This is a genomic window from Mycobacterium sp. ITM-2016-00316 (assembly GCF_002968335.2).
In the GTDB taxonomy this organism is placed as follows: Bacteria; Actinomycetota; Actinomycetes; order Mycobacteriales; family Mycobacteriaceae; genus Mycobacterium.
In genome coordinates this window covers 2,546,011-2,569,977 of record NZ_CP134398.1, presented here as the reverse complement: position 1 = coordinate 2,569,977, position 23,967 = coordinate 2,546,011, and the positions used below count along the sequence as shown (strand labels likewise).

Genomic DNA, 23,967 nt, shown 5'->3' with positions numbered 1-23,967 from the left:
CAACATGTCCCGCACCGGTTCCCGCTCACCGGCGCTGCTCGCCGCCACCGCGGACACCCTGCGCAGACTGGGCCCCCGCCAGTTCAGCCTGACCGCCGTGGCCGAGGCCGCCGGGGTATCTCGCGGCACGGTGCACAACGCGTACGGCAGCCGCGACCACGCCATCACGGTCGCGCTCGAGCACCTGGCAGCACGTTTCGTCGACGCCATGGCCACCGAGGTGGACCGCCACGACACCCTGGCTGATCAGGTGGCTGCCGCGGCGGTGCTCATCTGTGCACACCGTAGGCGTTCGGATTTCGTTGCCGCAGACGGAATCAACGAGAGCATCTTGGTGCTGCTGCTGCGCAATATCGGCGACGACCTGGTGACCCGGGCGGTGGCGTTGTGGCGGCAGCGGGTCAAGGCCGCCCAGAGCCGCGGCGAGGTCGGTGCCACACTCGATCCCACCCGGGCCGGCGAATGGATCGTGCGGGTGCTCTTCAGTTTCGAGTTGCTCCCCCCGATGGGCGTCAATCTGGACAGCCCACGGGCGGTGCGCACATTCGTGGCCGGCCACATCATCGACGGACTCAACGGGAGACCCACGTGAACGATCCCGATCATGAGGTGGTCATCATCGGCGCCGGCCCCGGCGGGATCGCCTCCGCCCACTATCTGCGGCGTCAGGGCATCGATGATTTCGTGATCATCGAACGCGGAGATGATTTCGGCGGAACGTGGCGCGACAACCACTACCCCGGCCTGGCCGTCGACATCCCCAGCCTCTGGTATCAGCTGTCGTTCGCGCCGAACCCCGATTGGTCACGCCTGTTCGCGCCCGGCCCGGAGCTCTACCGATACCTGCGCGACACCGCCACCCGACTCGGTCTCTACGACCACCTGATCACCGGTGCCGAAGTCACCCGACAACGCTGGGACGACGCCGCCGGGTTGTGGCGGCTCACCATCGCGGGCCGGCCCGAATTGAGTGCGCGTTTCCTGATCAGTTCGGTGGGCGGCTATGTCAACGCCAAACAACACATCGACATCGACGGCGCCGAGGACTTCGCGGGAACCATCCTGCGGCCCAACGCCTGGGACGACTCCTACGTCACCGCAGGCAAACGCATCGCCGTGATCGGCACCGGCTCCAGCGGAGTGCAGATCTCGGCCGCACTGTCCGCCGAGGCCGGGCAGCTCGATATCTATCAACGCACGCCGGCCTGGGTGCTGCCCAAGATCGACTTCGATCTGCCCCCGGCCCTACGGCGGATCCTGCGCATTCCCGGTGTACTGGCGACGGTGAACGCCGCCGGGCGCCTGCTGATGGACGCCGCGATGATCGCACCGATCGTGCACGTCTTCTCCCGGCTCCCCGACCGGATCCTGGTGCGGCTGATACCGATGTACGACGCCTACTGCCGGGCGCTGTACCGGCTGCTGCTCACATGCACCGTGCGTGACCCGGCCACCCGGACCGCACTGGTGCCCGACTACGGCATCGTCGCCAAACGGCCGGTCATCTCCAGTGCGTTCTTCCGCGCACTGAACAACCCGAACACCCGATTGATCACCACACCCATCGAGCGGATCACCCGCGACGGTGTGCAGACCGCCGACGGTGTGCATCGCCCCGCCGACCTGCTGGTGGCGGCCACCGGCTACGAACTGTGGACCGATCCCGAAACCTACCGCCCGGGAACGATTCTGGGTACCGACGGCTTCGACCTCGCCGAGCATTACCGCACCCACGGGTTGGCGAGCTATGCCGGCACCGCCCATCCCCGGCTCCCGAACCGGTGGGAGATCGTGGGTCCGCACGGGTTCGTCGGCTTCGCGTGGTGCGATTTCGTCGAGACCATGGCCCGGCACGCGGCGCGGGTGATCGGACAGACCCGCCGGCAGGGCTGCCAGGTCGCGGCGGTCACCGGGGAGGCCTTCGACCGCTGGAACGCCGCGATGGCCCGGCGTGGCAAGACCGCGCATCTGTACTTCACCGCCTGCAATCCGGGCCTGCGCACCTATTTCATCAATTCGCGCGGCGAGACCGTCTACCACCGGCCGCAAACCATCACGGCGTCACGGCGGTTCGCCCGCCGCGGTCCGCTCGATGACTACCGATACAGCCGGCGCAGTGTGCCGGCACTGACCGAGGAGCAGCCCGCATGACCGACCTGCCACTGGCCGGACGCGTTGCCTATGTCACCGGAGCCGCTCGCGGACAAGGCCGTTCGCACTGTGTCCGGCTGGCCCGGGCCGGCGCCGACATCGTCGCCATCGACGCGTGCGGGCCGGTCGCCGCGAGCAACGGGTACGCTCCGGCGACCGCCGCCGACCTCGCCGAGACCGTCGCCCTCGTCGAGGGTGAAGGCCGCAAGATCCTGGCCCGCGAGGTCGACGTCCGCGACGCCGACGGACAGCAGCGGGTCATCGCCGACACCGTCGAGCAGTTCGGCAGGCTCGACATCGTGGTCGCCAATGCCGGGGTGCTGAACTGGGGCCGGCTGTGGGAGATCTCGCCGCAGCAGTGGCAGGACACCCTGGACACCAATCTGACCGGTGTGTGGAACACCATCCGGGCCGTCGTGCCACCGATGATCGAGGCCGGCAACGGCGGCTCGATCATCAACATCAGTTCGGCGGCGGGCATCAAGGCGGTGCCCGGCTGCGGACACTACTGCGCCACCAAGTTCGGGGTGGTGGCGCTGACCAACTCGCTGGCCGTCGAACTGGGGCCGTACGGCATCCGAGTGAACTCGGTGCATCCCTACGGCACCGACACCCCGATGGGCAATGACGTGGCCATGTACCAGATGTTCGCCGACAACCCGACCTACATCCACAGCTTCTCGCCGGGCGCGCTGCCGACCGATTCGCTGGCCGCACCGGATCTGGTGTCCGATATCGTGCTGTGGCTGGCCGGTGACGGCTCGTCGCTGGTCACGGCCGCCCAGATCCCGGCGGACAAGGGCTATCTGAAGGTGTGAGGCCTACTGGCGCGCCATCGCGAGGTTGAATCGCTGCTGTGCGGTGATGAGGTGGTCATGGTTGTCCTCGCCGATATCGAGCTGCACCCAGTCGATCTGGCCGGTGAAACGATTGCCGGTCGGACCGTAATCCGGCGAGGCCGGTGATCCGGTGTCCGAGCCCACATCGCAGGCCTCGTCGGCCGAATATCCCATCGGGATGGTCCGCTCGACGCGACCGGCGCCGACGGCTTTCCCGTCGTAGTACAGCGTCACGTCACCGCCCTTGGCCAAACCGCCGCCGTCGTAGGCGAACTCCATTCGCACCTGATGTCTACCGGCAGGGATGGGCTCGTCGGCGGCCGTGATGTAGTGCTCGATTCCGAAGAAGTTGAAGCAGTACTTGAGCCTGCCCTCGTGCGCATACAACGACCACCCGCCGACGCTGCCGCCCTGGGTGATGATGACACCGTTGGCCCCGGACTCGGGCACCACGATATTCGCGGTCACCGAGTACGACTTGTTCTTCAGGGTCAGGACACACCATTCGCTGACCCGCATCCGGTCGAAGAGCAACTGGGTGTTGCCGCGGATCAGCTGCGGGCGGCCCGCGATATCCGGGTTGATGCGTTCGAAACCGCGGTCGTCGAGCGGGACCACGTTGTACTTGACCGCCTCGATGAGCCAGAGCCGTTGCAGCTCGGCCAGTTTCTGCGGTTTCTCGGAGGCGAGATCGCGGGCCTGCGTCCAGTCGTCGGGTGCATAGAGCTCCCAGACGTCGTCGTCGAACGGCGGCGGGGTGTCGGCCTTCCACGGTGTGCGATGTTTGGTCACCGCCGTCCAGCCCTGGAAGTAGATGCCGCGGTTGCCCATCATCTCGAAGTACTGGACTTCGTGGGTCTCGGCCGCTTCGGCGGATTGCAGCGTGCCGAGCATGCTGACCCCCTCCAGCGGTGCCTGCGCGATCCCGTTGACCAGGGTCGGCGCCGGCAGCCCGGCCGCCTCCAGGATCGTCGGTGCCACGTCGATCACATGGTGGAACTGGGACCGGACCGCACCGGTGTCGGTGACACCCTTGGGCCAGTGCACGATGGTGCCGTTACGGGTACCACCCCAGTGCGAGGCCACCTGCTTGGTCCACTGGTACGGGGTGCACAGCCCGTGTGCCCAACCCACCGCGTAGTGGTTGTAGGCGTCCGGTGTGCCGAAGTCATCGATCTTGGATAGCAGGAACTCCGGCGTCTCGATCCCCGGCATTCCGTTGAGGGTCGTCATCTCGTTGAAGCAGCCGTTGAGCGTGCCCTCGGCCGAGGCGCCGTTGTCGCCGATGATGTAGTAGATCAGGGTGTCGTCGAGGAATCCGAGTTCGGCGATGGCGTCGACGAGTCGACCGATCTCGTGATCGGTCTGCTCCAGGAAGCCTGCGTAGATCTCCATCTGCCGCGCCAGCACCGGTTTCAGTTCTTCGGGCATCTCATCCCAGGCGGGGATCTCGTCGTGCCTGGCGGTGAGTTCGGCATCGCCAGGAACGACGCCGAGCTTCTTCTGTTCGGCAATGATTCTCTCCCGCAACACATCCCAGCCGTCGTCGAACTTGCCCTTGTACTTGTCCGACCATTCCTCGGACACCTGGTGGGGGGCGTGGGTGGCGCCGGGCGCGAAGTACATGAAGAACGGTTTGTCGGGCAGCAGCGCCTTCTGCTGCCGCACCCAGGTGATCGCGTGGTCGGCCAGATCCTCGGTCAGCGAGTAGCCCTCCTGGGGTGAGCGTGGCGGCTCGACCGCGGTGGTGCCTTCGTAGAGCCCCGGGTAGTACTGGTTGGCCTCGCCGCCGACAAAGCCGTAGAAGTATTCGAAACCCGATCCGGTCGGCCACTGATGGAACGGGCCCACGGGCGTCACTTCCCAGCCCGGCACCTCATGACACTTGCCGAACTGCGCCGTCGAATATCCGTTGAGTTTCAGGGTTTCGGCGATCGGCGCCTTGTCCTTCGGCCGGATGCTGTTGTTGCCCGGCGCCGACGTCGCCATCTCGGTGATGGCGCCCATGCCCACCGAGTGGTGGTTTCGTCCGGTCAGCAGCGCCTGCCGCGTCGGCGAGCACAGCGCGGTGGTGTGGAAACGATTGAGCTTCACCCCGCCCGCGGCCAGTCGTTCGGCCACCGGCGTCTGGCACGGACCCCCGAACGCCGAGGACGCTCCAAAACCGACATCGTCGATCAACACGATCAGCACATTCGGCGCGCCGGCGGGCGGCCGGAGTTCCCGGATGGGCGGGTATTTGGTGTTGGGATCCTTGGCGTCGTACGTGGTGAGCCCGACGTACTTGGTGTCGGGGATGGGCAGTTGCTCGCGCGCCAGACTCATATCACCCATCCCATCAGCCGAACAAATCTGACGGAACCCTACGTCGGTGACGATCTGGCGTCAGCCGAATGTCACGACGGGTCTACAGCCGGGATTGCTCCTTGATGCCGGTGTCGGTGGTGCGCAGCGGACGGATCAGCGCGTCCTGACTGAATGACGCCAGCAACTCGCCCTCCTCGGTGTGCACGGTGCCGCGCACGTAGGACATGCCGGCACCGACCTGGGTGCTCTCGTGGCCGTAGAGCAGCCAGCCCTGCCACTGCACGGGCTCGTGGAAGCTGACCGAGATGGTCATCGGTGCGGTCGACACCGTCAGATGTGCCTGTGCGGTGCCGATACCGGCGTGTGCGCGCATGGTCGTTGAAATCCCCAGGTGTCCGGTGAAATACGCAATCAATGCCTTGGCCAGGTCGTCCCGGGCCGGGATCGGATCGTAGTGCAGCCAGGCGAACAGTTCGGGCGGGCCGACCTCGTCGGGGCTGTTGACGTCGACGACGTCGACGAGCTTCAGCTGCCTGCCGGTCATCGGCATCGCACCCTCGTTCGCGTCCGCTGGTGCGGTGACGTCCGGGCGCGGCAGCTGGTGCCGGATGACGTCACCGGAGGGCACATCGGCCAGCACGGTGATGGTGATGCACCGCTTGCCGTTCTGCGAGGCGGTCACCACCGCGGTGGCCGTCGAACGGCCCTCGGCCACCACGTCGATGTCGAGTTCCACCGGCGGGCCGACCAGCACCACACGGGCGAACACCGCATAGGCCGAACGCACCGACTTGCCCGGAAATCTCTGTGCCACAGCGACTATGGCCTGGGCGAGAACCTGGGTCCCCTCCACCACCTGACGATCGTCGGCACCGGCGAGACCGGTCTGAGCTATGAAGCGGTTCTCCCCGTCGGGTTGCGGAGCGAACAGCTCGAGCAATCCCTCGAGAGTCCAGAGCACCTGTTCGGGCGTCTGGTCCGAAATTGTTGTCTTGTCCGATGTCGTCATGCGTCCCTTCCTGGCGGCTCTACAAAAACGGTAACGTCATTCTCACGTGTTGCACAATGGTTCCGGTCCAGAGGGGGTCCGCAAATGGCCAAGTCGACGGCGCGCACACCGGCAGCCGCGGAGGAAGCCGAGTCGCGGCCCGCGCGGTTCATGAAGTCCGCTCTGGAGATCCTCGGCGAGACGGGCCGCACCGATTTCACCGTGCTGGCGGTCGTCGAACGGTCGAAGACGTCGCTGCGGTCGTTCTACCAGCACTATTCGACCAAGGACGAGCTGCTGCTCGCGCTCGTCGACAGGATCATGTCGGAGTCGGCGGCCCGCTGGCGCGCAGACGTGGCGGATCTGGACGCCATCTCCGCGCTACGCAGCCTGATCGACCGGATCAGCGCCCCGGCCGCATCGACCAAACAGGACAGCATCAACCGCGGCCTGACCTTCTACAACGACCATCTCGCCGAGACGCTGCCCCGCGAGTACGCCCGTGTGTTGTCGCCGCTGCACCTGCTGATCAGCGACATCATCGCCGCGGGTATCGCCGAAGGCGTGTTCCGCGAGGCGTCGGCCACCGAGACGGACACCGCGTCCGCGCTCATCATGCAGACCGTGCTCGGCGCGCTGCGCCTCCGCGTGCTCGGCGCGGAGCTGAACGGCGCCCCCGTTGAGGGAAGCCACATCTTCGAGTTCTGTGTCCGCAGCCTGCTGCGCGACCCCGGTCACCCCCTCTGACGATCGTGGTAACGTCATTACCACTCCACGGAAACCAGCCTTTCAGGAGACGGAAATGCCCTCACGCACCCTGTCGTATCCGGTGTTCGACGCCGATAACCACTTCTACGAGCCCAAGGAAGCGCTGACGCAATTCCTTCCGGACCACCGCAAAGGCGTCATCGACTACATCGAGGTCCGGGGCCGGACCAAGATCATGGTCCGCAACCAGGTCAGCGACTACATCCCCAACCCGACCTTCGAAGTGGTCGCAAGGCCCGGCGCGCAGGAGGACTACTTCCGGCACGGCAGCGGCGGCAAGAGCTACCGCGAGGTGATGGGCAAGCCGATGAAGGCCATCCCGGCGTTCCGCAATCCGGCAGCCCGCCTCGAGGTCCTGGACAGCCTGGGCCTGGACTACACGTTGATGTTCCCGACACTGGCCAGCCTCGTCGAAGAGCGCCTGAAGGACGACCCGGATCTGATTCTCGACATCGTGCATGCGCTGAACCGGTGGATGTACGAAACCTGGCAGTTCAACTACGAGGACCGCATCTTCTCCACCCCGGTGATCAACCTCGGCAATGTCGAGCGCGCCCTGGAAGAACTCGAATGGTGTCTGGAGCGCGGCGCCAAGACCGTCCTGGTCCGGCCCGCACCGGTGCCGGGGTACCGCGGCAGCCGCTCCATGGGTGTGGAGGAGTTCGATCCGTTCTGGGACGCGTGTGTCAAGGCCGGCATCCCGGTGGCGATGCACGCCTCCGACAGCGGCTACTCCAACTACCTCAACGACTGGGAACCGGCCACGGAGTTCAAGCCGTTCTCTCCCACGTCTTTCCGGATGGTCGCGATGGGCAAGCGTCCCATCGAGGACACCATGGCCGCGCTGGTCTGCCACGGTGCGCTGACCCGCAACCCGGACCTGCGCATCCTGTCCGTCGAGAACGGCGCCTCCTGGGTGCCCTACCTGCACTACCAGTTCAAGGACGTCTACTCGAAGATGCCGGACTCCTTCCCCGAGGATCCGATCGAGGCGTTCCGGCGGTGCGTGTATGTCGCTCCGTTCTGGGAGGACAACTTCAAGGACATGGCCGATCTGTGCGGAATCGACCGCATCATCTTCGGCTCGGACTGGCCGCATCCCGAGGGCCTTGCCGATCCGATCAACCTGGTGGGCGACCTGGAGGCCAACGGCCTCGACGATGAGGGTGTGCGGAAGGTCATGGGCGCCAACTTGATCGACCTTTTCAAGGTGCCCAACCAGATCGTGCACAAGCCCGACGTGCCCGCCATGACATTCGCCTGAGGAGGAGATTCCGATGACCGCTGCGGCCAATCCGGAACAGATGCTGTTCGCCTCGACCGCGCAGGCCTTCCTGGACAAGGAGGTCCCGCTGAGCACGGTGCGCGAGATACAGGGCAGCGGGGGCTCTTTCGACGCCCGGTGGTGGCAGCGCGCGGCCGAGCTGGGGTGGACGAGCCTGCTGGTGCCCGAAGAACTCGGCGGCGGCAGCGTCTCCGGTGACGGAGTGGCCGATCTCGCGCTACTCGCCGAGCAGGCCGGACGCACCGTCGCCCCCGGCCCGCTGCACCCGGTCAGCGTGGTGCTGGCCGGACTCGTCGAGGCGCCGGACGGTCACGAATCGACGATCGAGTCGCTGGTCTCCGGCGAAGCGGTGGCGAGTTGGGCGGTCTATGAACCCGGTAATCCGTTCTCCCCGTTGACCGCCGACGTGACGGCGGCCGCCGTCGATGGCGGCTACCGGCTCGACGGCGTCAAGGACCGCGTCGAATCCGGCGATGCGGCCGACGTGCTGCTGGTGACGGCGAGGCTGGACGGCGCGGTGCGGCAGTTCGTGGTGCCCGCCGACGCGGCCGGCGTGAGCATCGAGACCCAGCGCTCGGTGGACATGGTGAAGCGCTACGCCCGAATCTCATTCGACGGCGTCCGGGTCGATGCCGCCGCGGTGCTGGGCTCGGCCGAGCAGACCGCCGAGGTGATCGAACGCCAGCGCCAGGTGGCGCTGGTGCTGCAATGCGCCGAGACCGTCGGCATCCTGGACGCGGTGCTGGCGATGACCAATCAATGGCTGCTCGACCGGCACAGCTTCGGCCGGCCGCTGGCCTCCTATCAGGCCCTCAAGCATCGGTTCGCGGATATGAAACTGTGGTTCGAGGCCGCCCGGGCCACCACCGCCGGTGCCGCCGAAGCCGTCGGCGCCCGGTCCCCGGACGCACGCAAGTTCGTCAGTGTCGCGAAAGCCTATGTCGGCGAACGTGCCCCGGTGATGCTGCAGGACTGTGTGCAGCTGCACGGCGGCATCGGCGTGACCTGGGAGCATGACCTGCACCTGTATCTGCGGCGGGCGGCCCTGAACCGGGCGATGTTCGGCTCGCCCGAGGACCACCACCGAGTCATCTTCGAACTGAGCCGAAAGGTTCCCGCATGACCGACACCGCGATCTCCACCCACACCGATGAGTCGGTCGCCGATTTCAGCGCCAGGGCACGGGCATGGCTGGCAGAGAACATGCCGCCGATCGACCCGGAAAATCCCCCGTTCATGGTGCGCGCCGAACAGCAGTCGTGGGACCGCGCCAAGGAACTGCAGCAGAAACTGCACGCGGGTGGGTTCGCCGGCATCTGCTTCCCCCGCGAATACGGCGGACTGGGACTGGATCTGGCCTACCAGAAGGCGTTCAACGCCGAATGCCGCGCCTACGAGATGCCACTGATCCTGAACACCCCGTCATTCACCATCTGCTCGGCGACCATCCTGGACGTCGGCAGCGAGGACCAGAAGCGCGAGCGCATCTCGGCGGCCATCCGGGGTGAGGAGATCCTGTGCCAGCTGCTGTCGGAGCCCAGCGGCGGATCCGACTTGGCCGGGGTGATCACCCGGGCCGACCGGGTCGGCGACAAGTGGGTCATCAACGGCGCCAAGACCTGGAGCACCAGTGCGTTCGCGGCCGACTACGGCTTGATGCTGGCCCGCACCGACTGGACCGTGCCCAAGCACGCGGGCCTCACCATGTTCCTGGTACCGCTGTCCGCGCCCGGGATCACGATGCGCCGGATCACCGAGGTCAACGGCAACGAGGAGTTCTGCGAGGAGTTCTTCGACGGTCTCGAACTCGGCGATGACGCCGTGGTCGGTGCGGTCAACGACGGCTGGACCGTGGCGTCGCGCCAGTTGCACCACGAGCGGCGTGCCGTCGGTGGCGGATCCGAATTCGCCAGTGGCACAGGCGCCGAGAACGCCAGCGAGATGCCGCCCGATCATGTGGGCCTGGCCGAGGCCACCGGACAGGGCGGCGACGCCCGGGTGCAGGACCTGGCCGGCCGTGCGCTGGCTCGTCGCATCGTCAAGGATCAGCTCATCGACCACGTGTCCCGGTGCATCGCGAACGGCTCGCTGCCGCCGAACGCCGGCACCTTGATCCGGTTGTTCCACGCCGAGACCACCGAACTCGAGGTCGACACCGCGCTGGCCATCGCCGGCACCGCCGGGGTGATCGATGACGGCACCGGGCTGCAGGAGATCGGCGTGCGCTACCTGTCCCGGCAAACGGGTTCACTGGGCGGCGGCAGCTCCGAGATGGCCCGCAACGTCATCAGCGAGCGGGTTCTCGGCTTCCCTCGCGAACCGGCCGCCGATCGTGGCGTTCCGTTCAATCAGGTCAAACGCAACAAGGTCTAGATGTTCGGTTCACCGGCTGTCGCGCTTGGCCTGGCGCCGGGCGCCCGCGGCGATCGAGCTCGCCTCGCGCTTCTTGCGGCCGGGTGACTGCCTGGTCTTGTCGGCCAGCACGCGCGTCGTGACCCCGGAGCTGCGTGCCACTTTCGCGGGCGGCGCAGCCTTCGGGGACTCGTTGCGCGCCATCGCCAGACGCTCATCCTTGAGATCGCGTGCACTCTGCCGGGCGGCGGCACCGAGTTGGCGACTCACCCGTGCCAGCGCGTCCTCGAAGATCTCGGCGCGGGCGGCGTTGTTGGCATTGGCCGGACGCGCCTTGCCGCGAGCACCCTTGGCCGGCACCCGCGCGGAGGCTTGGCGCCGATACATCCCGACATGCTTGTTGCGCGCGCGACGCACCCGCGCGTGCAGGTCGAGGAGTCCGTCTTCGTCGAGCGCACTCAGTTCGCCCTGGGCCGTTTCCCGCACCAACAGCAGGTCGGATTCGCTCAACGAACTCAACAGTTTTTGCGTGGTCATACTTCGAATACATACTCGCTTCCGCGACCCGCGGGGCGCGAAAGCGTAAAGCCGTGACACGGCGGGCGGGTGGCGCGGCCTGCGCATGTGTCGGATCTTGCTGCGGATGCCGGAAATTCGGTTGCTTCGGTGCTCCGGCAGCAACAAGGATGGCTGCATGCTCGACGTGGACCGCTTCATCAGTGACGGCTACCTCAAAATCGAGTCCGCCTTCGACCGCGAACTGGGCCTGCGCTGCCACGACCAGCTGTGGAGGGCCACCGGCCTGGACCCTGCCGATCCCACGAGTTGGACGGAATCGCTGATCAGGGTGACCGCCATGGCGACCCCGGATTTCACGGCGTCGGCCAACACCGACGTTCTCACCGAGGCGTTCGATGTCCTTGTCGGGCGCGATGGTTGGCAACCCCGGCTCGGGATGGGTACCTTCCCCCTGCGCTTTCCGAGCACCGCGGCGCCACCTGAGGCGGGATGGCATGTCGAGGCATCGTTCCATGACGCCGAGGGTCCGCGGTTGAGCCTGCGGTCCCGCGGCCGCGCATTGCTGATGCTGTTCCTGTATTCCGACGTCGGCCCCGATGATGCACCGACCGCGATCCGGGTCGGCTCGCATCTGGCCGTACCGAAAGTGTTGGCCGAGTACGGGTCCGACGGCGCTCCATGGATGCCGATCTGCGAGAAGGTGGTCCCGGCCACCGAGAACTGCGATGTCGTCTCGGCCACCGGACGCATCGGTGACGTCTACCTGTGCCACCCGTTCGTGGTGCACACCGCGACCGCGCACCGTGGCGCGGTCCCCCGGTTCATGGCCCAGCCTCCCCTGGAACCCACCGGCGAACTCGACCTCGAGGCCGAGCATCCGAGCCCGGTGGCCGCCGCGGTAGTGCGCGGGCTCACGCCGTGACGGCTCCACTCGTCAGAACAAGGTGGGGTGCGCCGGTGCCGTGACTTCGGAGGAAACGGCACCGGCGCGCGCCATGGGCCCACGCCCAGTCAATCGGTACCGCGTGAGCAGCGGCGCCACCCGGGCACGCAGCTCATCGCGGTACTCCGGCGGGAGATAGGCCCCGCGCCGGTACAGACTCCGGTATCGGAAGACGAGCTCGGGATGCGCACGCTGTAGCCACTGCATGAACCACCCCCGGGTGGAACCGCGCAGGTGCAGCCCGAACACGGTGGCGCCCGTCGCGCCCGCGTCGGCGATGGCGTGCAGCAGCGCATCGAGATGCTCGGTGGAATCGGTCAGGCCGGGCAGCACGGGCGCGACCATCACGTGGCAGTTCAGGCCCGCGTCACGGATGGCCGAGATCAGCGCCAGCCGCGCCTGCGGGGACGGTGTGCCGGGTTCGATGTCACGCTGAAGCTCCGGATCGATCACCGCCAGCGAGATCGACACACTGGCACCCGGCCCGTCATGCTCGGCCTCGGCGATCAACGGCAGATCGCGGCGCAACAGGGTGCCCTTGGTCAGGATCGAGTACGAGGTACCGGATTCGGCGAGCGCGGTCAGGATGCCCGGCATCAGCCGGTAACGTCCCTCGGCCCGCTGATAGGGATCGGTGTTGGTGCCCAGCGCGACCGTCTCCCGGGCCCATGAGGGTCGACGGAGCTCACGGGAAAGCACTTCGGCCACATTGGTTTTCACCACGACCTGGGTGTCGAAGTCGGCACCGGGATCGAAATCCAGGTACTCGTGGGTTGGCCGGGCGAAACAGTACCGGCAGGCATGCGAGCAGCCGCGGTAGCCGTTGACGGTGTACCGGAACGGCAGCATGGCCGCATCGGGCACCTTGTTCAGCGCGGATTTGCACAGGATCTCGTGGAAGGTGATCCCGTCGAACTCCGGCGTGCGGACGGTCCGGACGAAACCGAGCCGGGCCAGACCCGGCAGCGCACCGTCGTCGGCGCGCACACTCTGCCCGTCCCATCGCATGATTCCCATCGAACATCTGTTCGATGGGAATGTCAAGCCGTCAGACGGTCACCACTGGGTGCCCTGGCACGTGACGCTGTAGGGGTTGTCCTGCGCGGCGATGATCTGGTCGCCGGCAGCGATATCGCAATGCGCGTTCGGCGGGCCGACCGACCCCTTCGTCGTGCTACTCACCTGCAGGATGGCCCACTGCGGATCGGCGAGCGTGGTTTCGAACACCCACGGCGCCCCGGGACCCACGGTGATGGTCTCGCGCTTCGCGAAGGTGTAGGCGTCGGCGTTGTAGGCCTCCATGCTCGGCGGCTGCGCCGTCAGGTAGAACACCTGGAACTGATAGGGCGCCCCCGAGGTCAGGGTGTAGCGCACCAGCTGACCGTCCGGCTCAGCACTGGCCGTCGCGGTGCCGAAGGCGAGCGCCGCGCCCGCCACCATCGCCGCAGCGCCGGCGACAGCTCCTACCTTGCTCGTGGTTTTTCGCATGCCCATCACATCGCCGGACGCTACCGGATCGTTACAACCGACCGTTGCGCACCGCCCGGCGGCGACTTGTACCCGGTGAATGAACGGATAACACCCGTCGAGCCACAGGTTAATTTGTTCGTCACATAGAGAAATTTCACAGAAACCTAGGCGTCCTAACGTGCCGATTCGACACCCACTCGGGTTCCGAAAGTTCTGACGATGCACCGAAATCGAAGGAAAGGCCTTAGATGCGACTCCCCCGACCGATGTTCAACAGATCAGCATTGATAGCGGGGAGCGTCGTGGTCACCGCCTCGATGGTGCTCTCTGCGTGCGGTAGCAAGGCCAGCGACGAAGAGGGCGCTGCGGCTGCCTCCTGTGTGGACACCTCGGGTTCCACCGTCAAGGTCGGTTCCCTGAACTCGCTGTCGGGCACCATGGCCATCTCCGAGGTCACCGTGCGTGATGCCATCAAGCTCGCCGTCGACGAGATCAATGCCGCCGGTGGCGTGCTGGACAAGCAGATCGAGATCGTCGGCGAGGACGGCGCCTCCGAACCCACCGTGTTCGCCGAGAAGGCCGAGAAGCTGATCAGCAGCGACTGCGTCGCAGCCGTTTTCGGTGGCTGGACCTCGTCGAGCCGCAAGGCCATGCTGCCGGTGTTCGAGAGCAACAACTCGCTGCTCTACTACCCCGTGCAATACGAGGGCCTGGAGTCCAGCAAGAACATCTTCTACACCGGTGCGACGACGAACCAGCAGATCGTCCCGGCGCTGGACTACCTCAAGGAAAAGGGCACCAAGTCGCTCTACCTGGTGGGCAGCGACTACGTCTTCCCGCAGACCGCCAACCGGATCATCAAGGCGTACGCAGCGGCCAACGGGATGGAGATCAAGGGCGAGGACTACACGCCGCTGGGCTCGACCGATTTCTCCACCATCATCAACAAGGTCCGCACGGCCGACGCCGACGCGGTGTTCAACACCCTCAACGGCGACTCCAACGTGGCGTTCTTCCGTGAGTACAAGAACGTGGGCCTGACCCCGCAGGCGATGCCGGTGGTCTCGGTGTCCATCGCCGAGGAAGAGGTCGGCGGCATCGGCGTGCAGAACATCACCGATCAGCTGACCGCGTGGAACTACTACCAGACCATCGACACCCCGGTGAACAACGCGTTCGTGGCCGCCTACAAGAAGGCCTACGGCGAGAACAAGCCGACCTCGGATCCGATGGAGGCCGCCTATGTCTCGGTGTACCTGTGGAAGAACACCGTCGAGAAGGCGGGGTCGTTCGACGTCAAGGCAATTCAGGACAACGCCGGCGGGGTCAGCTTCGACGCCCCCGAGGGCAAGGTGACCATCGACGGTGAGAACAACCACATCACCAAGACGGCCCGCATCGGCGAGATCAAGCCCGACGGCCTCATCTACACGGTGTGGGAGTCCCCCGGCCCGATCGAGCCGGACCCGTACCTGAAGTCCTACCCGTGGGCCGCCGGACTCTCCGGGTGATCGGGGCGAGCGAAGCGACGGGGGAATAAGTACAGCATGGATGTCCTGATCGGACAGCTGGCAACAGGATTGAGCCTCGGCTCGATCCTGTTGCTCGCTGCACTAGGCCTCTCACTGACCTTCGGCCAGATGGGCGTCATCAACATGGCGCACGGCGAATTCATCATGGCCGGCTGCTACACCGCCTATGTGGTGCAGCAGGTCATCTCGAACACCGGTGCCTCACTGCTGATCTCCCTGGTCGTCGGCTTCCTCGTCGGCGGCGCGATGGGCGTCCTGCTGGAGGTCACGCTGATCCAGCGGATGTATGACCGGCCCTTGGACACCCTGCTGGTGACCTTCGGTGTCGGCCTGATCCTGCAACAGATCGCGCGTGACATCTTCGGCGCTCCGGCGGTCAACGTCGTTGCGCCGGAATGGCTTTCCGGTGGTGTAGAGATCCTGGGCGCGGTGGTGCCCAAGACCCGCATCTTCATCCTGGTGCTGGCCGCCGTGGCCGTCGTGGCACTGGCGACGGCACTGAAGGCCAGCCCGATGGGCCGGCGGATCCGCGCGGTCGTGCAGAACCGGGACCTGGCCGAGACCAGCGGAATCTCGTCCCGACGCACCGATATCACCACGTTCTTCATCGGTTCCGGCCTGGCCGGGGTGGCCGGGGTGGCACTGACGCTGATCGGCTCGACCAGCCCGACCACCGGGCAGAGCTATCTGATCGACGCGTTCCTGGTCGTGGTGGTCGGTGGCCTGGGACAGATCAAGGGCACCGTCATCGCCGCGCTCGGGCTCGGCTTCCTGAATTCGTTCATCGAGTACAGCACCACGGCCTCGCTGGCCAAGGTGATTCTGTTCGTGATCATCGTGTTCTTCCTGCAGGTCCGCCCGCAGGGCCTGTTCACGGTTCGAACGAGGAGTCTGGTGTGAAACAACTCATCGGTCGTTGGCAGACATGGGCCGGCTTCGGTGTCGGCGCCATCGTGTTGTTCGGTCTGGCTCCCGCGATCCTGTCCGATTTCCGGCTCGGGCTGCTGGCGAAGTTCCTGTGCTTCGCGATCGTCGCCGTCGGTATCGGATTGGCTTGGGGCCGTGGCGGAATGCTGGTGCTGGGTCAGGGCGTGTTCTTCGGCCTCGGCGGCTACATCATGGGCATGCACCTGAAGATCTCCGACGCGGCGCTGACCAACCAGGACGTGCCGGACTTCATGCAGATCGCCGGTGTGCGGGAACTGCCCGGGTACTGGCAGCCGTTCGCCTCCCCGGTCGTCACCCTGGTGGCCATCGTGGTGATCCCCACCGGGATCGCGGCGCTGCTCGGGTTCGGTGTGTTCAAACGCCGGGTCAAGGGCGCCTATTTCGCGATCCTGTCCCAGGCGCTGGCGGCCGCACTGGCCATTCTGCTGATCGGGCAGACCAGCGTCGGGGGCAGCAACGGGTTGACCAACTTCCGCACGTTCTTCGGGTTCTCGCTCAAGGACCCGGTGAACAAGCAGATGCTCTACTTCATCGCCGCCGCGGTGCTGCTGGGATCGGTCGCGGTGGTGCGCCAACTGATGCAGAGCCGCTACGGGGAGCTGCTCGTCGCCGTGCGTGACGGTGAGGAGCGGGTGCGCTTCCTGGGCTACGACCCGGCCAATATCAAGGTGGTCGCCTATGTGGTGGCCGCGCTGTTCGCCAGCATCGCCGGTGCACTGTTCGCCCCGATCGTGGGCTTCATCGCACCGTCGCAGGTGGGCATCCTGCCCTCGATCGCGTTCCTGATCGGCGTCGCCATCGGCGGGCGCACCACCCTGCTCGGGCCGGTCCTCGGCGCCATCGGGGTGGCCTGGGCGCAAACCCTGCTGTCCGAACGCTTTCCGTCGGAGTGGACCTACGCGCAGGGTCTGTTGTTCATCGTCGTCGTCGGCTTCTTCCCGGCCGGGCTGGCCGGGCTGGGCGTGTTCCTGCGCCGGCGCCGCAAGGGCAAGCCGGATCTGGGAGAAGGACCGGCGCCCGACCCTGCATCGTTACCCGACCCCGACCCGGAACCAGAGAAGGCCGGAGCCAACGCATGAGCGCAGTAGAGACCGAAGCCCACCCGGAGCCCGCTCCCGGCGGCAACGTCGGCATGGGTACCCAGTATCTGGAAGTCCGTGGACTCACCGTCGATTTCGACGGTTTCAAGGCCGTCAGCGATGTGGATCTCACCCTCTTCCAAGGCGACCTGCGCTTCCTGATCGGCCCCAACGGCGCCGGCAAGACCACCGTGATCGACGCGATCACCGGCCTGGTGTCGGGCACCGGTTCGGTGAGCAAGTCCGGCGTGGAACTGCTCGGCAAGAAGGTGCACCAGATCGCTCGGCGCGGTGTCGGGCGGACGTTCCAGACGGCCAGCGTGTTCGAGCAGCTGACGGTGCTGCAGAACCTGGACATCGCGGCGGGTGCGGGACGGTCCGTGCTGACATTGCTGCGCCGTCGCTCCAGTGTGCTGCCCGCCATCGAAGAGGCCCTGGAGATCACCGGGCTGGCCGATCTCGCCGACAAGCCCGCCGGGGTGCTGGCGCACGGTCAGAAGCAGTGGCTGGAGATCGGCATGCTGCTGGTGCAGAACGCCGATGTGCTGCTGCTCGACGAGCCGGTCGCCGGGATGAGTCACGAGGAACGCGAAGAGACCGGAAACCTGCTGCGCCGCATCGGCGGTGAGCGCACCGTGGTGGTCGTCGAGCACGACATGGACTTCATGCGGGCGTTCGCGACATCGGTGACGGTGCTGGCCCGCGGTCAGGTGATCGCGGAGGGTTCGGTGGCCGAAGTGCAGGCCAACCCGAAGGTGCAGGAGGTCTACCTCGGCACCGCGGCGGCGGGCACCGAGGGCGTACCCGATGAACTCAAGGAGGAGTCCTGATGCTCGAACTCGTCGACGTCCGGACCGGCTACGGCCGCTCCGAGGTCATTCACGGGGTCAACCTGCAGGTTCCCTCCGACGGGGTGGCCGCGGTGATGGGCCACAACGGTGCGGGCAAGACCACCCTGCTGCGCGCCGCGGTCGGGCTGCTGAAATGCAGTGCGGGCAAGGTCCTGTTCGACGGTGACGACATCACCAAGTTGCGGCCCAGCGCCCGGGTGGCCAGGGGCCTGGCCTATGTGCCACAGGGCCAGCAATCGTTCGGGCAGCTCACCACCGCGGAAAACCTCCAGGTGGTGGCCGACGGACGGAAGAACGGCAAGAAGCTGATCGACGAGCAGCTCGACCTGTTCCCCGCGCTCAAGGAATTGCTGACCCGACGGGCCGGGTTGCTCTCCGGAGGTCAGCGCCAGCAACTGGCGATCGCGCGTGCCCTGATCACCACCCCGAAGTGCCTGATCCTCGACGAACCGACCGAGGGCATCCAACCGTCGGTGGTGGCCGAGATCGAGGCCGCGATCACCGCGTTGACGGGCCGCGGCGATCTCGGTGTGCTGCTGGTCGAGCAGCACATCGGCTTCGCCCTGGAATCCGCGCAGCGCTACTACATCCTGGAGGCCGGCCGGGTGACCTCCAGCGGCACCGGCGGATCGGCGTCGGAGGCCGAGGTGCGCGCGGCCATGGCGATCTAAAGCTCCAGCAGCACCGTCACCGGGCCGTCGTTGACGAGCTCGACGTCCATGTGCGCCCCGAACACGCCGGTCTGCACCGACGCACCGAGCGCACGCAGGGCATCGGCGAACGCGTCGATGAGCGGTTCGGCGACCGGGCGGGGCGCGGCGGCGTTCCATGACGGGCGGCGACCCTTGACGGTGTTGGCGTACAGGGTGAACTGGCTGACCACCAGGATCGGCGCGCCGGTGTCGGCGGCGGCCTGCTCCTCGTCGAGAATCCTTAACCGCCAGAGCTTTTCGGCCATCTTGGCGGCCAGGGCGCCGTCATCGGTGTGGGTGATCCCGACCAGGGCGAGCAGGCCCTGACCCGCCGGCTCGATCTGCCCGACGGTCGCGCCGTCCACCACCACCCGCGCCGATGTCACCCGTTGCACCAGAACTCGCATGCTCCGACCCTAGAGTGTTCTCATGACCTCACCGGGCGGGCCACGCATCCTCGCCGAGCAGGGCGGCCTGGTGGTCGCCGAGGACGGGCCGCACGTGCTGGTGATCGATCGCGGCAGCGGCCTCACCCAGATCGCGGCGTTCGTGCTGCTGGTCATCACCCTGGTCTTCGGCGGCTTCGGTGTCGTGTCCACCTCGATGGCGCTCGGCGGCGGCGAGAGGAACCCGCCGCTGGTGGTGAGTCTGGTGATTCTCGCGGTCGGCATCGCCGCCGCGGCGGCCCTGGTCTTCACCGTCCGCTCGTTGCGCCGCATCCGGTCGGCACCGTTGAGCGCCTTCGTGCCGGTGGCCGTCTTCGATCGCAGCGACGGCACCTACCGGGATGGGGTGGGACAGGTCGTCGGCAGGCTGGATCAGGTGCGCTTCGAGAAGCGGATGCAGATCGGGTCCAGCTCACCGAAGCTGGTGGCCGTCACACCGCACGGCGCCTATGTTCTCAAGCGCGGCAACCCGTTCGGCGGACGTATCCACGGTATGGACGCGGTGCTGTCCACCGCGATCTTCGGCACGGAGCGCTAACTCAGGCGGGAAAGCACCTCGGCGGCCACCGCGTCGATCGCGATGTCGACCTGCTCGCCGGTGCCGAGGTCCTTCACCCCGACGGTGCCCGCCTCGATGTCCCGGTCCCCCGCCACCAGGGCGATCGAAGCACCGGATCGGTCAGCGCCACGCATCGAGGCCTTGAGGCTGCGGTCACCGTAGGCCAGGTCGACACGAATACCGTTGGTGCGCAACGCAGCAGCCAGCTTCGCCAATTCGAGCTTGGCCGTCTCCCCCAGAGGCACGCCGTACACGTCGACCCGGTTGGTGGCGCCGACGGACTTGCCCTCGGACTTGAGCGCCAGCAGTGTGCGGTCGACCCCGAGCCCGAATCCGATCCCGGACAGCTCCTGCCCGCCGAGCTGGCTCATCAGGCCGTCGTAGCGGCCACCGCCGCCGATACCGGATTGGGCGCCCAGTCCGTCGTGGACGAACTCGAAGGTGGTCTTCGTGTAGTAGTCCAGCCCGCGCACCATGCGCGGGTTCACCACATAGGGCACCCCGAGCGCGTCCAGGTGGGCCAGCACGGTCTCGAAGTGTGCCTTGGCCACATCGGAGAGGTGATCGAGCATCAGCGGCGCTGCGGCGGTCATCTCCCGCACCGCGGGACGCTTGTCGTCGAGCACCCGCAGCGGGTTGATCTCCGCGCGCCGGCGGGTCTCCTCGTCCAGGTCGAGCCCGAACAGGAACTCCTGCAGCAACTCCCGGTACTGCGGGCGGCACGTCTCGTCGCCAAGCGAAGTGATCTCCAGGCGGAAACCGTCCAGCCCGAGAGACCGGAAACCGCCATCGGCCACGGCGATCACCTCGGCGTCGAGCGCCGGATCGTCGACCCCGATGGCCTCCACCCCGACCTGCTGCAGCTGGCGGTAGCGACCGGCCTGCGGGCGCTCGTACCGGAAGAACGGGCCCGCATAGCAGAGTTTGACCGGCAACTGCCCGCGGTCCAGGCCGTGCTCGATGACCGCGCGCATGACACCGGCGGTGCCCTCGGGCCGCAGCGTCACCGACCGCTCACCGCGGTCGGCGAAGGTGTACATCTCCTTGCTGACCACGTCGGTGGACTCGCCGACGCCGCGGGCGAACAGCGCGGTGTCCTCGAAGATCGGCAACTCGACATCGCCGTAGCCGGCGCGCCGGGCAGCGCCCAGCAGGCCGTCACGCACCGCCACGAACGCGGCGGAGTCGGGCGGCAGATAGTCCGGCACGCCCTTCGGCGCCCTGAAATCAGTCACGGTATTCACTCACAGAGTCAGACCTTCGAGGAACGGATTGGTTCGGCGTTCGATGCCGATGGTGGATTTTTCACCGTGGCCAGGTAGTACCACGGTGTCGTCGTCGAGCACCAACAGTTTTGTCACGATCGAGGTCAGCAGCTGACGGCCGCTGCCGCCGAGCAGATCACTTCGGCCGATCGCACCTTTGAACAAGGTGTCGCCGGTGAACGTCATCCCGTCGACCCGGAAGCAGACCGATCCCGGCGTGTGTCCGGGCGTGTGGTCGACCGTCACGGCGATACCGCCGAGGTCCAACTGCACACCGTCCTCGACCAGCTCGACGACCTGGCGTGGTTCGGAGAAGAACGCGGACACCGCGCGCTTGCCGAGCCCCAGCACCAGCGACTGCGCTCGCCCGGCCGCATTGAGATCCATGATCGGATCGGTGAGCATCGCGCGGTCCTCGGGATGGATGTACACCGGGCAGCCGTAGGTGTCGGCCACCTTCTGCGCCGACCACATGTGGTCGATGTGCCCGTGGGTCAGCAGTACCGCCGCCGGGGTGAGCCGGTGCTCGTCGAGAATCGCGCTCAACCGCCCGAACGCCGACTGACCGGGGTCGACGATGACGGCGTCGGCACCGGCGTGTGGTGCCAGCACGTAGCAGTTGCACGCCAGCACCCCCGCGGGGAATCCGGTGATCAACACCGGGCAAGTTTCCCACGTCCACTTTCCCGACCGGTATTCGCGCGGGTCGCACGGCCCGCACTCAGAAACGCCTGGCACACTCGGTGCCGATGTGAACGCGCGGCCGACGCTGCGCAGACCCGAGGAGGACAGCGGCGGTGCCGACCAACGAACAGCGACGGGCAGCGGCCAAGCGCAAGCTCGAGCGCCAACTCGAACGCCGGGAGCAGCGGGCCAAGCGGCAACGTCTGATCACCATCATCGCCTCGGTGACCGGTGTGCTCGTGGTGGTCGGCGCGGTGGTGGCCACCGTGGTCATCACCAACAAGGACTCGCCGGAGACCACGTCGGCTTCGACGACCACCAGCCTGGACCCGGCGGCCCCGCAGCCCGCCTCCGATGGCAAGCTGCCGCCCTTCGTGGCGCCGGCCGGTCTCGGCCAGGACTGCCAGTACCCGGGGGCGGGCGAGGCGAGCAGGAAGGTCGATCCGCCGCGCACCGGCAAGATCCCGATGGACGAGGCCGAGATCAGCGTCAGCATGGCCACCGACCAGGGCAACATCGGCCTGATGCTGAACAACGCGCAGGCGCCGTGCACCTCGAACAGCTTCGCCAGCCTGGCCGGGCAGGGCTACTTCAACGACACCCCCTGCCACCGGTTGACCACCAGCGACAGCCTGTCGGTCCTGCAGTGCGGTGACCCGACCGGCCAGGGCACCGGCGGCCCTGGCTACGAATTCGCCAACGAGTACCCGACCAACCAGTACCAGCCGGACAACCCGGCGCTGCAGCAGCCGGTGCTCTACCCGCGCGGCACGTTGGCCATGGCCAACGCCGGTGCCGGTACCAACGGCAGCCAGTTCTTCCTGGTCTACCGGGATTCGCAGTTGCCGCCGAACTACACCGTGTTCGGCACCATCGACGAAACCGGTCTGGCCACCCTGGACAAGATCGCCGGCGCCGGGGTGGAGGGCGGCGGCCAGGACGGCCCGCCGGCCACCAAGGTTCAGGTGAAGACGATCCAGCTGGACTGAGTCGATGAGCGTCCCGCCGTACGGGTCCTATCCGCCCGGCTACCCACCGGCGTACGGCTATCCGCCTCCGCCCCGGCCGACCAATGCGCTGGCCATCGCCTCGCTCATCTGCGCCTTCCTGCTCGCGCCGCTGGGCGTCGTGTTCGGCCACATCTCGCTGTCCCAGATCAAGCGCAGCGGTGAGGACGGGCGGGGGCTGGCCATTGCCGGTCTGGTGATCGGGTACCTGCTCACCGTGCTGGGCGCGCTGGTGTTGGTGTTCACGTTCGTGGTGACGCGGGCGATCGTCGAGGACATCCGCCAGTACGACCCGGACTCGCCGGGCTATACCGCCGCGCCGGGCGTCGCCGCCGAAGAGCTGCCGCCGTTCGCACCGCGGGCCGCGCCCGGCTTTAACTGCCAGTACCTGACGACCTCGGAGCCCGCCGCCAGGCCGGTTGCGCCGCCGAGGATGGGCAGGGTGCCGACGACACCGGCGACCGTGAACGGCGTGATCACGACCGACCGGGGAGCAATCGGCGTGCGACTGAACAACGCGCAGGCCCCGTGCACGGTCAACAACTTCGCCAGCCTGGCGCAGAAGGGCTACTTCAACGGCACCGACTGTCACCGGCTGACCACCTCCGCCGAGCTCGGGGTGCTGCAGTGCGGCGACCCGCTGGGTACCGGCAAGGGCGGGCCGGGCTATCAGTTTCCGAACGAGTACCCGACCAACCAGTACCGGCTGACAGACCCCGCGATGAAGATCCCGGTGATCTATCCCCGCGGCACCCTGGCCATGGCCAATGCCGGCCCCGGCACCAACGGCAGCCAGTTCTTCCTGGTGTACCGGGACTCCGAACTACCGCCCACCTACACGGTGTTCGGCACCATCGACGAGGCCGGACTCGCGGTGCTGGACCGGATCGCCGCCGGCGGCGTCGGCGACGGAAGCGATGACGGCGAACCGGCCACCCCGGTCACCATCGAGACGGTGCGGGTGCAGTGAGCGCGGTGGGTCAGCTGTCCTTGAGCTTGGACTGGATGTAGAACTCGACGTTCTCACCCTCGACCTTGGTGACCTTGACGTTGGCGACGTAGTCGCCGTCCGGCCCGGTGAACGTGCACTCGAACTCGGTGCCCGCCTCGGCCTTGACACCGTCCGGGCAGGTGACATCCTTCGGGGTGAATCCGGTCTCCTTGGAGACCAGATCGGTCACCGACTGCGCGGCGCCCTCGGGCTTGATGGTGGACCCGCAGCCGGTGACGATCAGGGCCAGCGACGCAAGAACGATCATGAAGGCTCTACGCATGCGCGCAG

At 66.9% G+C, this 23,967-nt stretch carries 25 protein-coding genes; 16 read left to right on the top strand and 9 right to left on the bottom strand.

Annotated elements, in window-relative coordinates; translation table 11 throughout:
* Window positions 1–4 precede the first annotated feature (4 nt).
* From C6A86_RS12445 to C6A86_RS12435, 3 genes are read left to right on the top strand one after another with little or no spacing between them, the layout of a single operon-like run.
* Window positions 5–592 carry a TetR/AcrR family transcriptional regulator gene (locus C6A86_RS12445; protein ID WP_105366194.1) on the top strand — a complete coding sequence of 196 codons (588 nt, stop codon included), beginning with the start codon at window positions 5–7 and terminating at the stop codon, window positions 590–592.
* Window positions 589–2,151 (top strand): NAD(P)/FAD-dependent oxidoreductase, encoded by a 1,563-nt coding sequence (locus C6A86_RS12440; protein ID WP_105366195.1) that lies wholly within the window; start codon window positions 589–591, stop codon window positions 2,149–2,151. The genes C6A86_RS12445 and C6A86_RS12440 overlap by 4 nt, the downstream gene beginning before the upstream one ends.
* Window positions 2,148–2,969 (top strand): mycofactocin-coupled SDR family oxidoreductase, encoded by an 822-nt coding sequence (locus C6A86_RS12435; RefSeq protein ID WP_105366196.1) that lies wholly within the window; start codon window positions 2,148–2,150, stop codon window positions 2,967–2,969. The genes C6A86_RS12440 and C6A86_RS12435 overlap by 4 nt, the downstream gene beginning before the upstream one ends.
* Before the next feature lie 3 nt (window positions 2,970–2,972).
* Here the strand turns inward: C6A86_RS12435 and C6A86_RS12430 are convergent, their stop codons facing one another.
* The gene (locus C6A86_RS12430) at window positions 2,973–5,315 is read right to left on the bottom strand and encodes an arylsulfatase (protein ID WP_199196434.1); all 2,343 of its coding nucleotides are present in this window, start codon (window positions 5,313–5,315) and stop codon (window positions 2,973–2,975) included.
* A gap of 82 nt (window positions 5,316–5,397) precedes the next feature.
* Window positions 5,398–6,306: an acyl-CoA thioesterase II gene (locus tag C6A86_RS12425; RefSeq protein ID WP_105366198.1), complete on the bottom strand. Its 909-nt coding sequence runs from the start codon at window positions 6,304–6,306 to the stop codon at window positions 5,398–5,400.
* Between the two features lie 84 nt (window positions 6,307–6,390).
* Between C6A86_RS12425 and C6A86_RS12420 the strand changes: the two genes are divergently transcribed.
* Genes C6A86_RS12420 through C6A86_RS12405 form a run of 4 tightly spaced genes read left to right on the top strand, consistent with a single transcriptional unit; the run spans window position 6,391 to window position 10,711 of the window.
* Entirely contained in the window at window positions 6,391–7,032 is a 642-nt protein-coding gene (locus C6A86_RS12420) for a TetR/AcrR family transcriptional regulator (protein WP_105366199.1), read from the top strand.
* Between the two features lie 55 nt (window positions 7,033–7,087).
* Window positions 7,088–8,317, top strand: coding sequence for an amidohydrolase family protein (locus C6A86_RS12415; RefSeq protein WP_105366200.1), 1,230 nt, complete (start codon window positions 7,088–7,090; stop codon window positions 8,315–8,317).
* A gap of 13 nt (window positions 8,318–8,330) precedes the next feature.
* Entirely contained in the window at window positions 8,331–9,461 is a 1,131-nt protein-coding gene (locus tag C6A86_RS12410) for an acyl-CoA dehydrogenase family protein (RefSeq protein ID WP_105366201.1), read from the top strand.
* On the top strand, window positions 9,458–10,711 hold the full coding sequence (locus C6A86_RS12405; protein WP_105366202.1) for an acyl-CoA dehydrogenase family protein: 1,254 nt from the start codon (window positions 9,458–9,460) through the stop codon (window positions 10,709–10,711). The genes C6A86_RS12410 and C6A86_RS12405 overlap by 4 nt, the downstream gene beginning before the upstream one ends.
* A 9-nt stretch (window positions 10,712–10,720) precedes the next feature.
* On the opposite strand, the gene C6A86_RS12400 is transcribed toward C6A86_RS12405, so the two are convergent.
* The gene (locus tag C6A86_RS12400) at window positions 10,721–11,227 is read right to left on the bottom strand and encodes a hypothetical protein (protein WP_105366203.1); all 507 of its coding nucleotides are present in this window, start codon (window positions 11,225–11,227) and stop codon (window positions 10,721–10,723) included.
* Window positions 11,228–11,384: 157 nt separating this feature from the next.
* On the opposite strand from C6A86_RS12400, the gene C6A86_RS12395 reads away from it, so the two are divergent.
* Window positions 11,385–12,131 (top strand): phytanoyl-CoA dioxygenase, encoded by a 747-nt coding sequence (locus tag C6A86_RS12395; protein WP_105366204.1) that lies wholly within the window; start codon window positions 11,385–11,387, stop codon window positions 12,129–12,131.
* 12 nt (window positions 12,132–12,143) lie between these two features.
* Here the strand turns inward: C6A86_RS12395 and C6A86_RS12390 are convergent, their stop codons facing one another.
* Both C6A86_RS12390 and C6A86_RS12385 read right to left on the bottom strand, forming a co-directional pair.
* Entirely contained in the window at window positions 12,144–13,160 is a 1,017-nt protein-coding gene (locus tag C6A86_RS12390; protein WP_105366224.1) for an Rv2578c family radical SAM protein, read from the bottom strand.
* 48 nt (window positions 13,161–13,208) lie between these two features.
* Window positions 13,209–13,640, bottom strand: a complete 432-nt coding sequence (locus C6A86_RS12385) for a hypothetical protein (protein WP_199196435.1) — start codon at window positions 13,638–13,640, stop codon at window positions 13,209–13,211.
* A 230-nt stretch (window positions 13,641–13,870) separates the two neighbouring features.
* Here C6A86_RS12385 and urtA point away from each other — a divergent pair, with 230 nt between their 5' ends.
* The 5 genes from urtA to urtE are packed head-to-tail and all read left to right on the top strand — an operon-like array spanning window position 13,871 to window position 18,703.
* Entirely contained in the window at window positions 13,871–15,133 is a 1,263-nt protein-coding gene (urtA, locus tag C6A86_RS12380; protein WP_105366206.1) for an urea ABC transporter substrate-binding protein, read from the top strand.
* Window positions 15,134–15,169: 36 nt separating this feature from the next.
* Complete coding sequence (gene urtB, locus C6A86_RS12375; protein WP_057164982.1) at window positions 15,170–16,054, top strand: urea ABC transporter permease subunit UrtB; 885 nt, start codon at window positions 15,170–15,172, stop codon at window positions 16,052–16,054.
* On the top strand, window positions 16,051–17,181 hold the full coding sequence (urtC, locus tag C6A86_RS12370) for an urea ABC transporter permease subunit UrtC (RefSeq protein WP_105366207.1): 1,131 nt from the start codon (window positions 16,051–16,053) through the stop codon (window positions 17,179–17,181). Before urtB ends, urtC begins: the two co-directional genes overlap by 4 nt.
* Window positions 17,178–18,011 (top strand): urea ABC transporter ATP-binding protein UrtD, encoded by an 834-nt coding sequence (gene urtD, locus C6A86_RS12365; RefSeq protein WP_105366208.1) that lies wholly within the window; start codon window positions 17,178–17,180, stop codon window positions 18,009–18,011. The genes urtC and urtD overlap by 4 nt, the downstream gene beginning before the upstream one ends.
* Entirely contained in the window at window positions 18,011–18,703 is a 693-nt protein-coding gene (gene urtE, locus C6A86_RS12360; protein ID WP_105366209.1) for an urea ABC transporter ATP-binding subunit UrtE, read from the top strand. Before urtD ends, urtE begins: the two co-directional genes overlap by 1 nt.
* Here urtE and dtd read toward each other — a convergent pair.
* Complete coding sequence (gene dtd / locus C6A86_RS12355; RefSeq protein ID WP_105366210.1) at window positions 18,700–19,131, bottom strand: D-aminoacyl-tRNA deacylase; 432 nt, start codon at window positions 19,129–19,131, stop codon at window positions 18,700–18,702. The genes urtE and dtd overlap by 4 nt on opposite strands.
* Window positions 19,132–19,153: 22 nt before the next feature.
* Here dtd and C6A86_RS12350 point away from each other — a divergent pair, with 22 nt between their 5' ends.
* Window positions 19,154–19,708 (top strand): hypothetical protein, encoded by a 555-nt coding sequence (locus C6A86_RS12350; RefSeq protein ID WP_199196436.1) that lies wholly within the window; start codon window positions 19,154–19,156, stop codon window positions 19,706–19,708.
* Here the strand turns inward: C6A86_RS12350 and hisS are convergent.
* Both hisS and C6A86_RS12340 read right to left on the bottom strand, forming a co-directional pair.
* Complete coding sequence (gene hisS / locus C6A86_RS12345; protein ID WP_105366226.1) at window positions 19,705–20,964, bottom strand: histidine--tRNA ligase; 1,260 nt, start codon at window positions 20,962–20,964, stop codon at window positions 19,705–19,707. The genes C6A86_RS12350 and hisS overlap by 4 nt on opposite strands.
* A 9-nt stretch (window positions 20,965–20,973) precedes the next feature.
* On the bottom strand, window positions 20,974–21,654 hold the full coding sequence (locus C6A86_RS12340; RefSeq protein WP_105366211.1) for an MBL fold metallo-hydrolase: 681 nt from the start codon (window positions 21,652–21,654) through the stop codon (window positions 20,974–20,976).
* 137 nt (window positions 21,655–21,791) lie between these two features.
* On the opposite strand from C6A86_RS12340, the gene C6A86_RS12335 reads away from it, so the two are divergent.
* The gene (locus tag C6A86_RS12335; RefSeq protein WP_105366212.1) at window positions 21,792–22,667 is read left to right on the top strand and encodes a peptidylprolyl isomerase; all 876 of its coding nucleotides are present in this window, start codon (window positions 21,792–21,794) and stop codon (window positions 22,665–22,667) included.
* 4 nt (window positions 22,668–22,671) lie between these two features.
* Window positions 22,672–23,655 carry a peptidylprolyl isomerase gene (locus tag C6A86_RS12330; RefSeq protein ID WP_105366213.1) on the top strand — a complete coding sequence of 328 codons (984 nt, stop codon included), beginning with the start codon at window positions 22,672–22,674 and terminating at the stop codon, window positions 23,653–23,655.
* Between the two features lie 10 nt (window positions 23,656–23,665).
* Here the strand turns inward: C6A86_RS12330 and C6A86_RS12325 are convergent, their stop codons facing one another.
* Window positions 23,666–23,959 (bottom strand): DUF4333 domain-containing protein, encoded by a 294-nt coding sequence (locus C6A86_RS12325; RefSeq protein WP_105366214.1) that lies wholly within the window; start codon window positions 23,957–23,959, stop codon window positions 23,666–23,668.
* Between the last annotated feature and the right edge of the window lie 8 nt (window positions 23,960–23,967).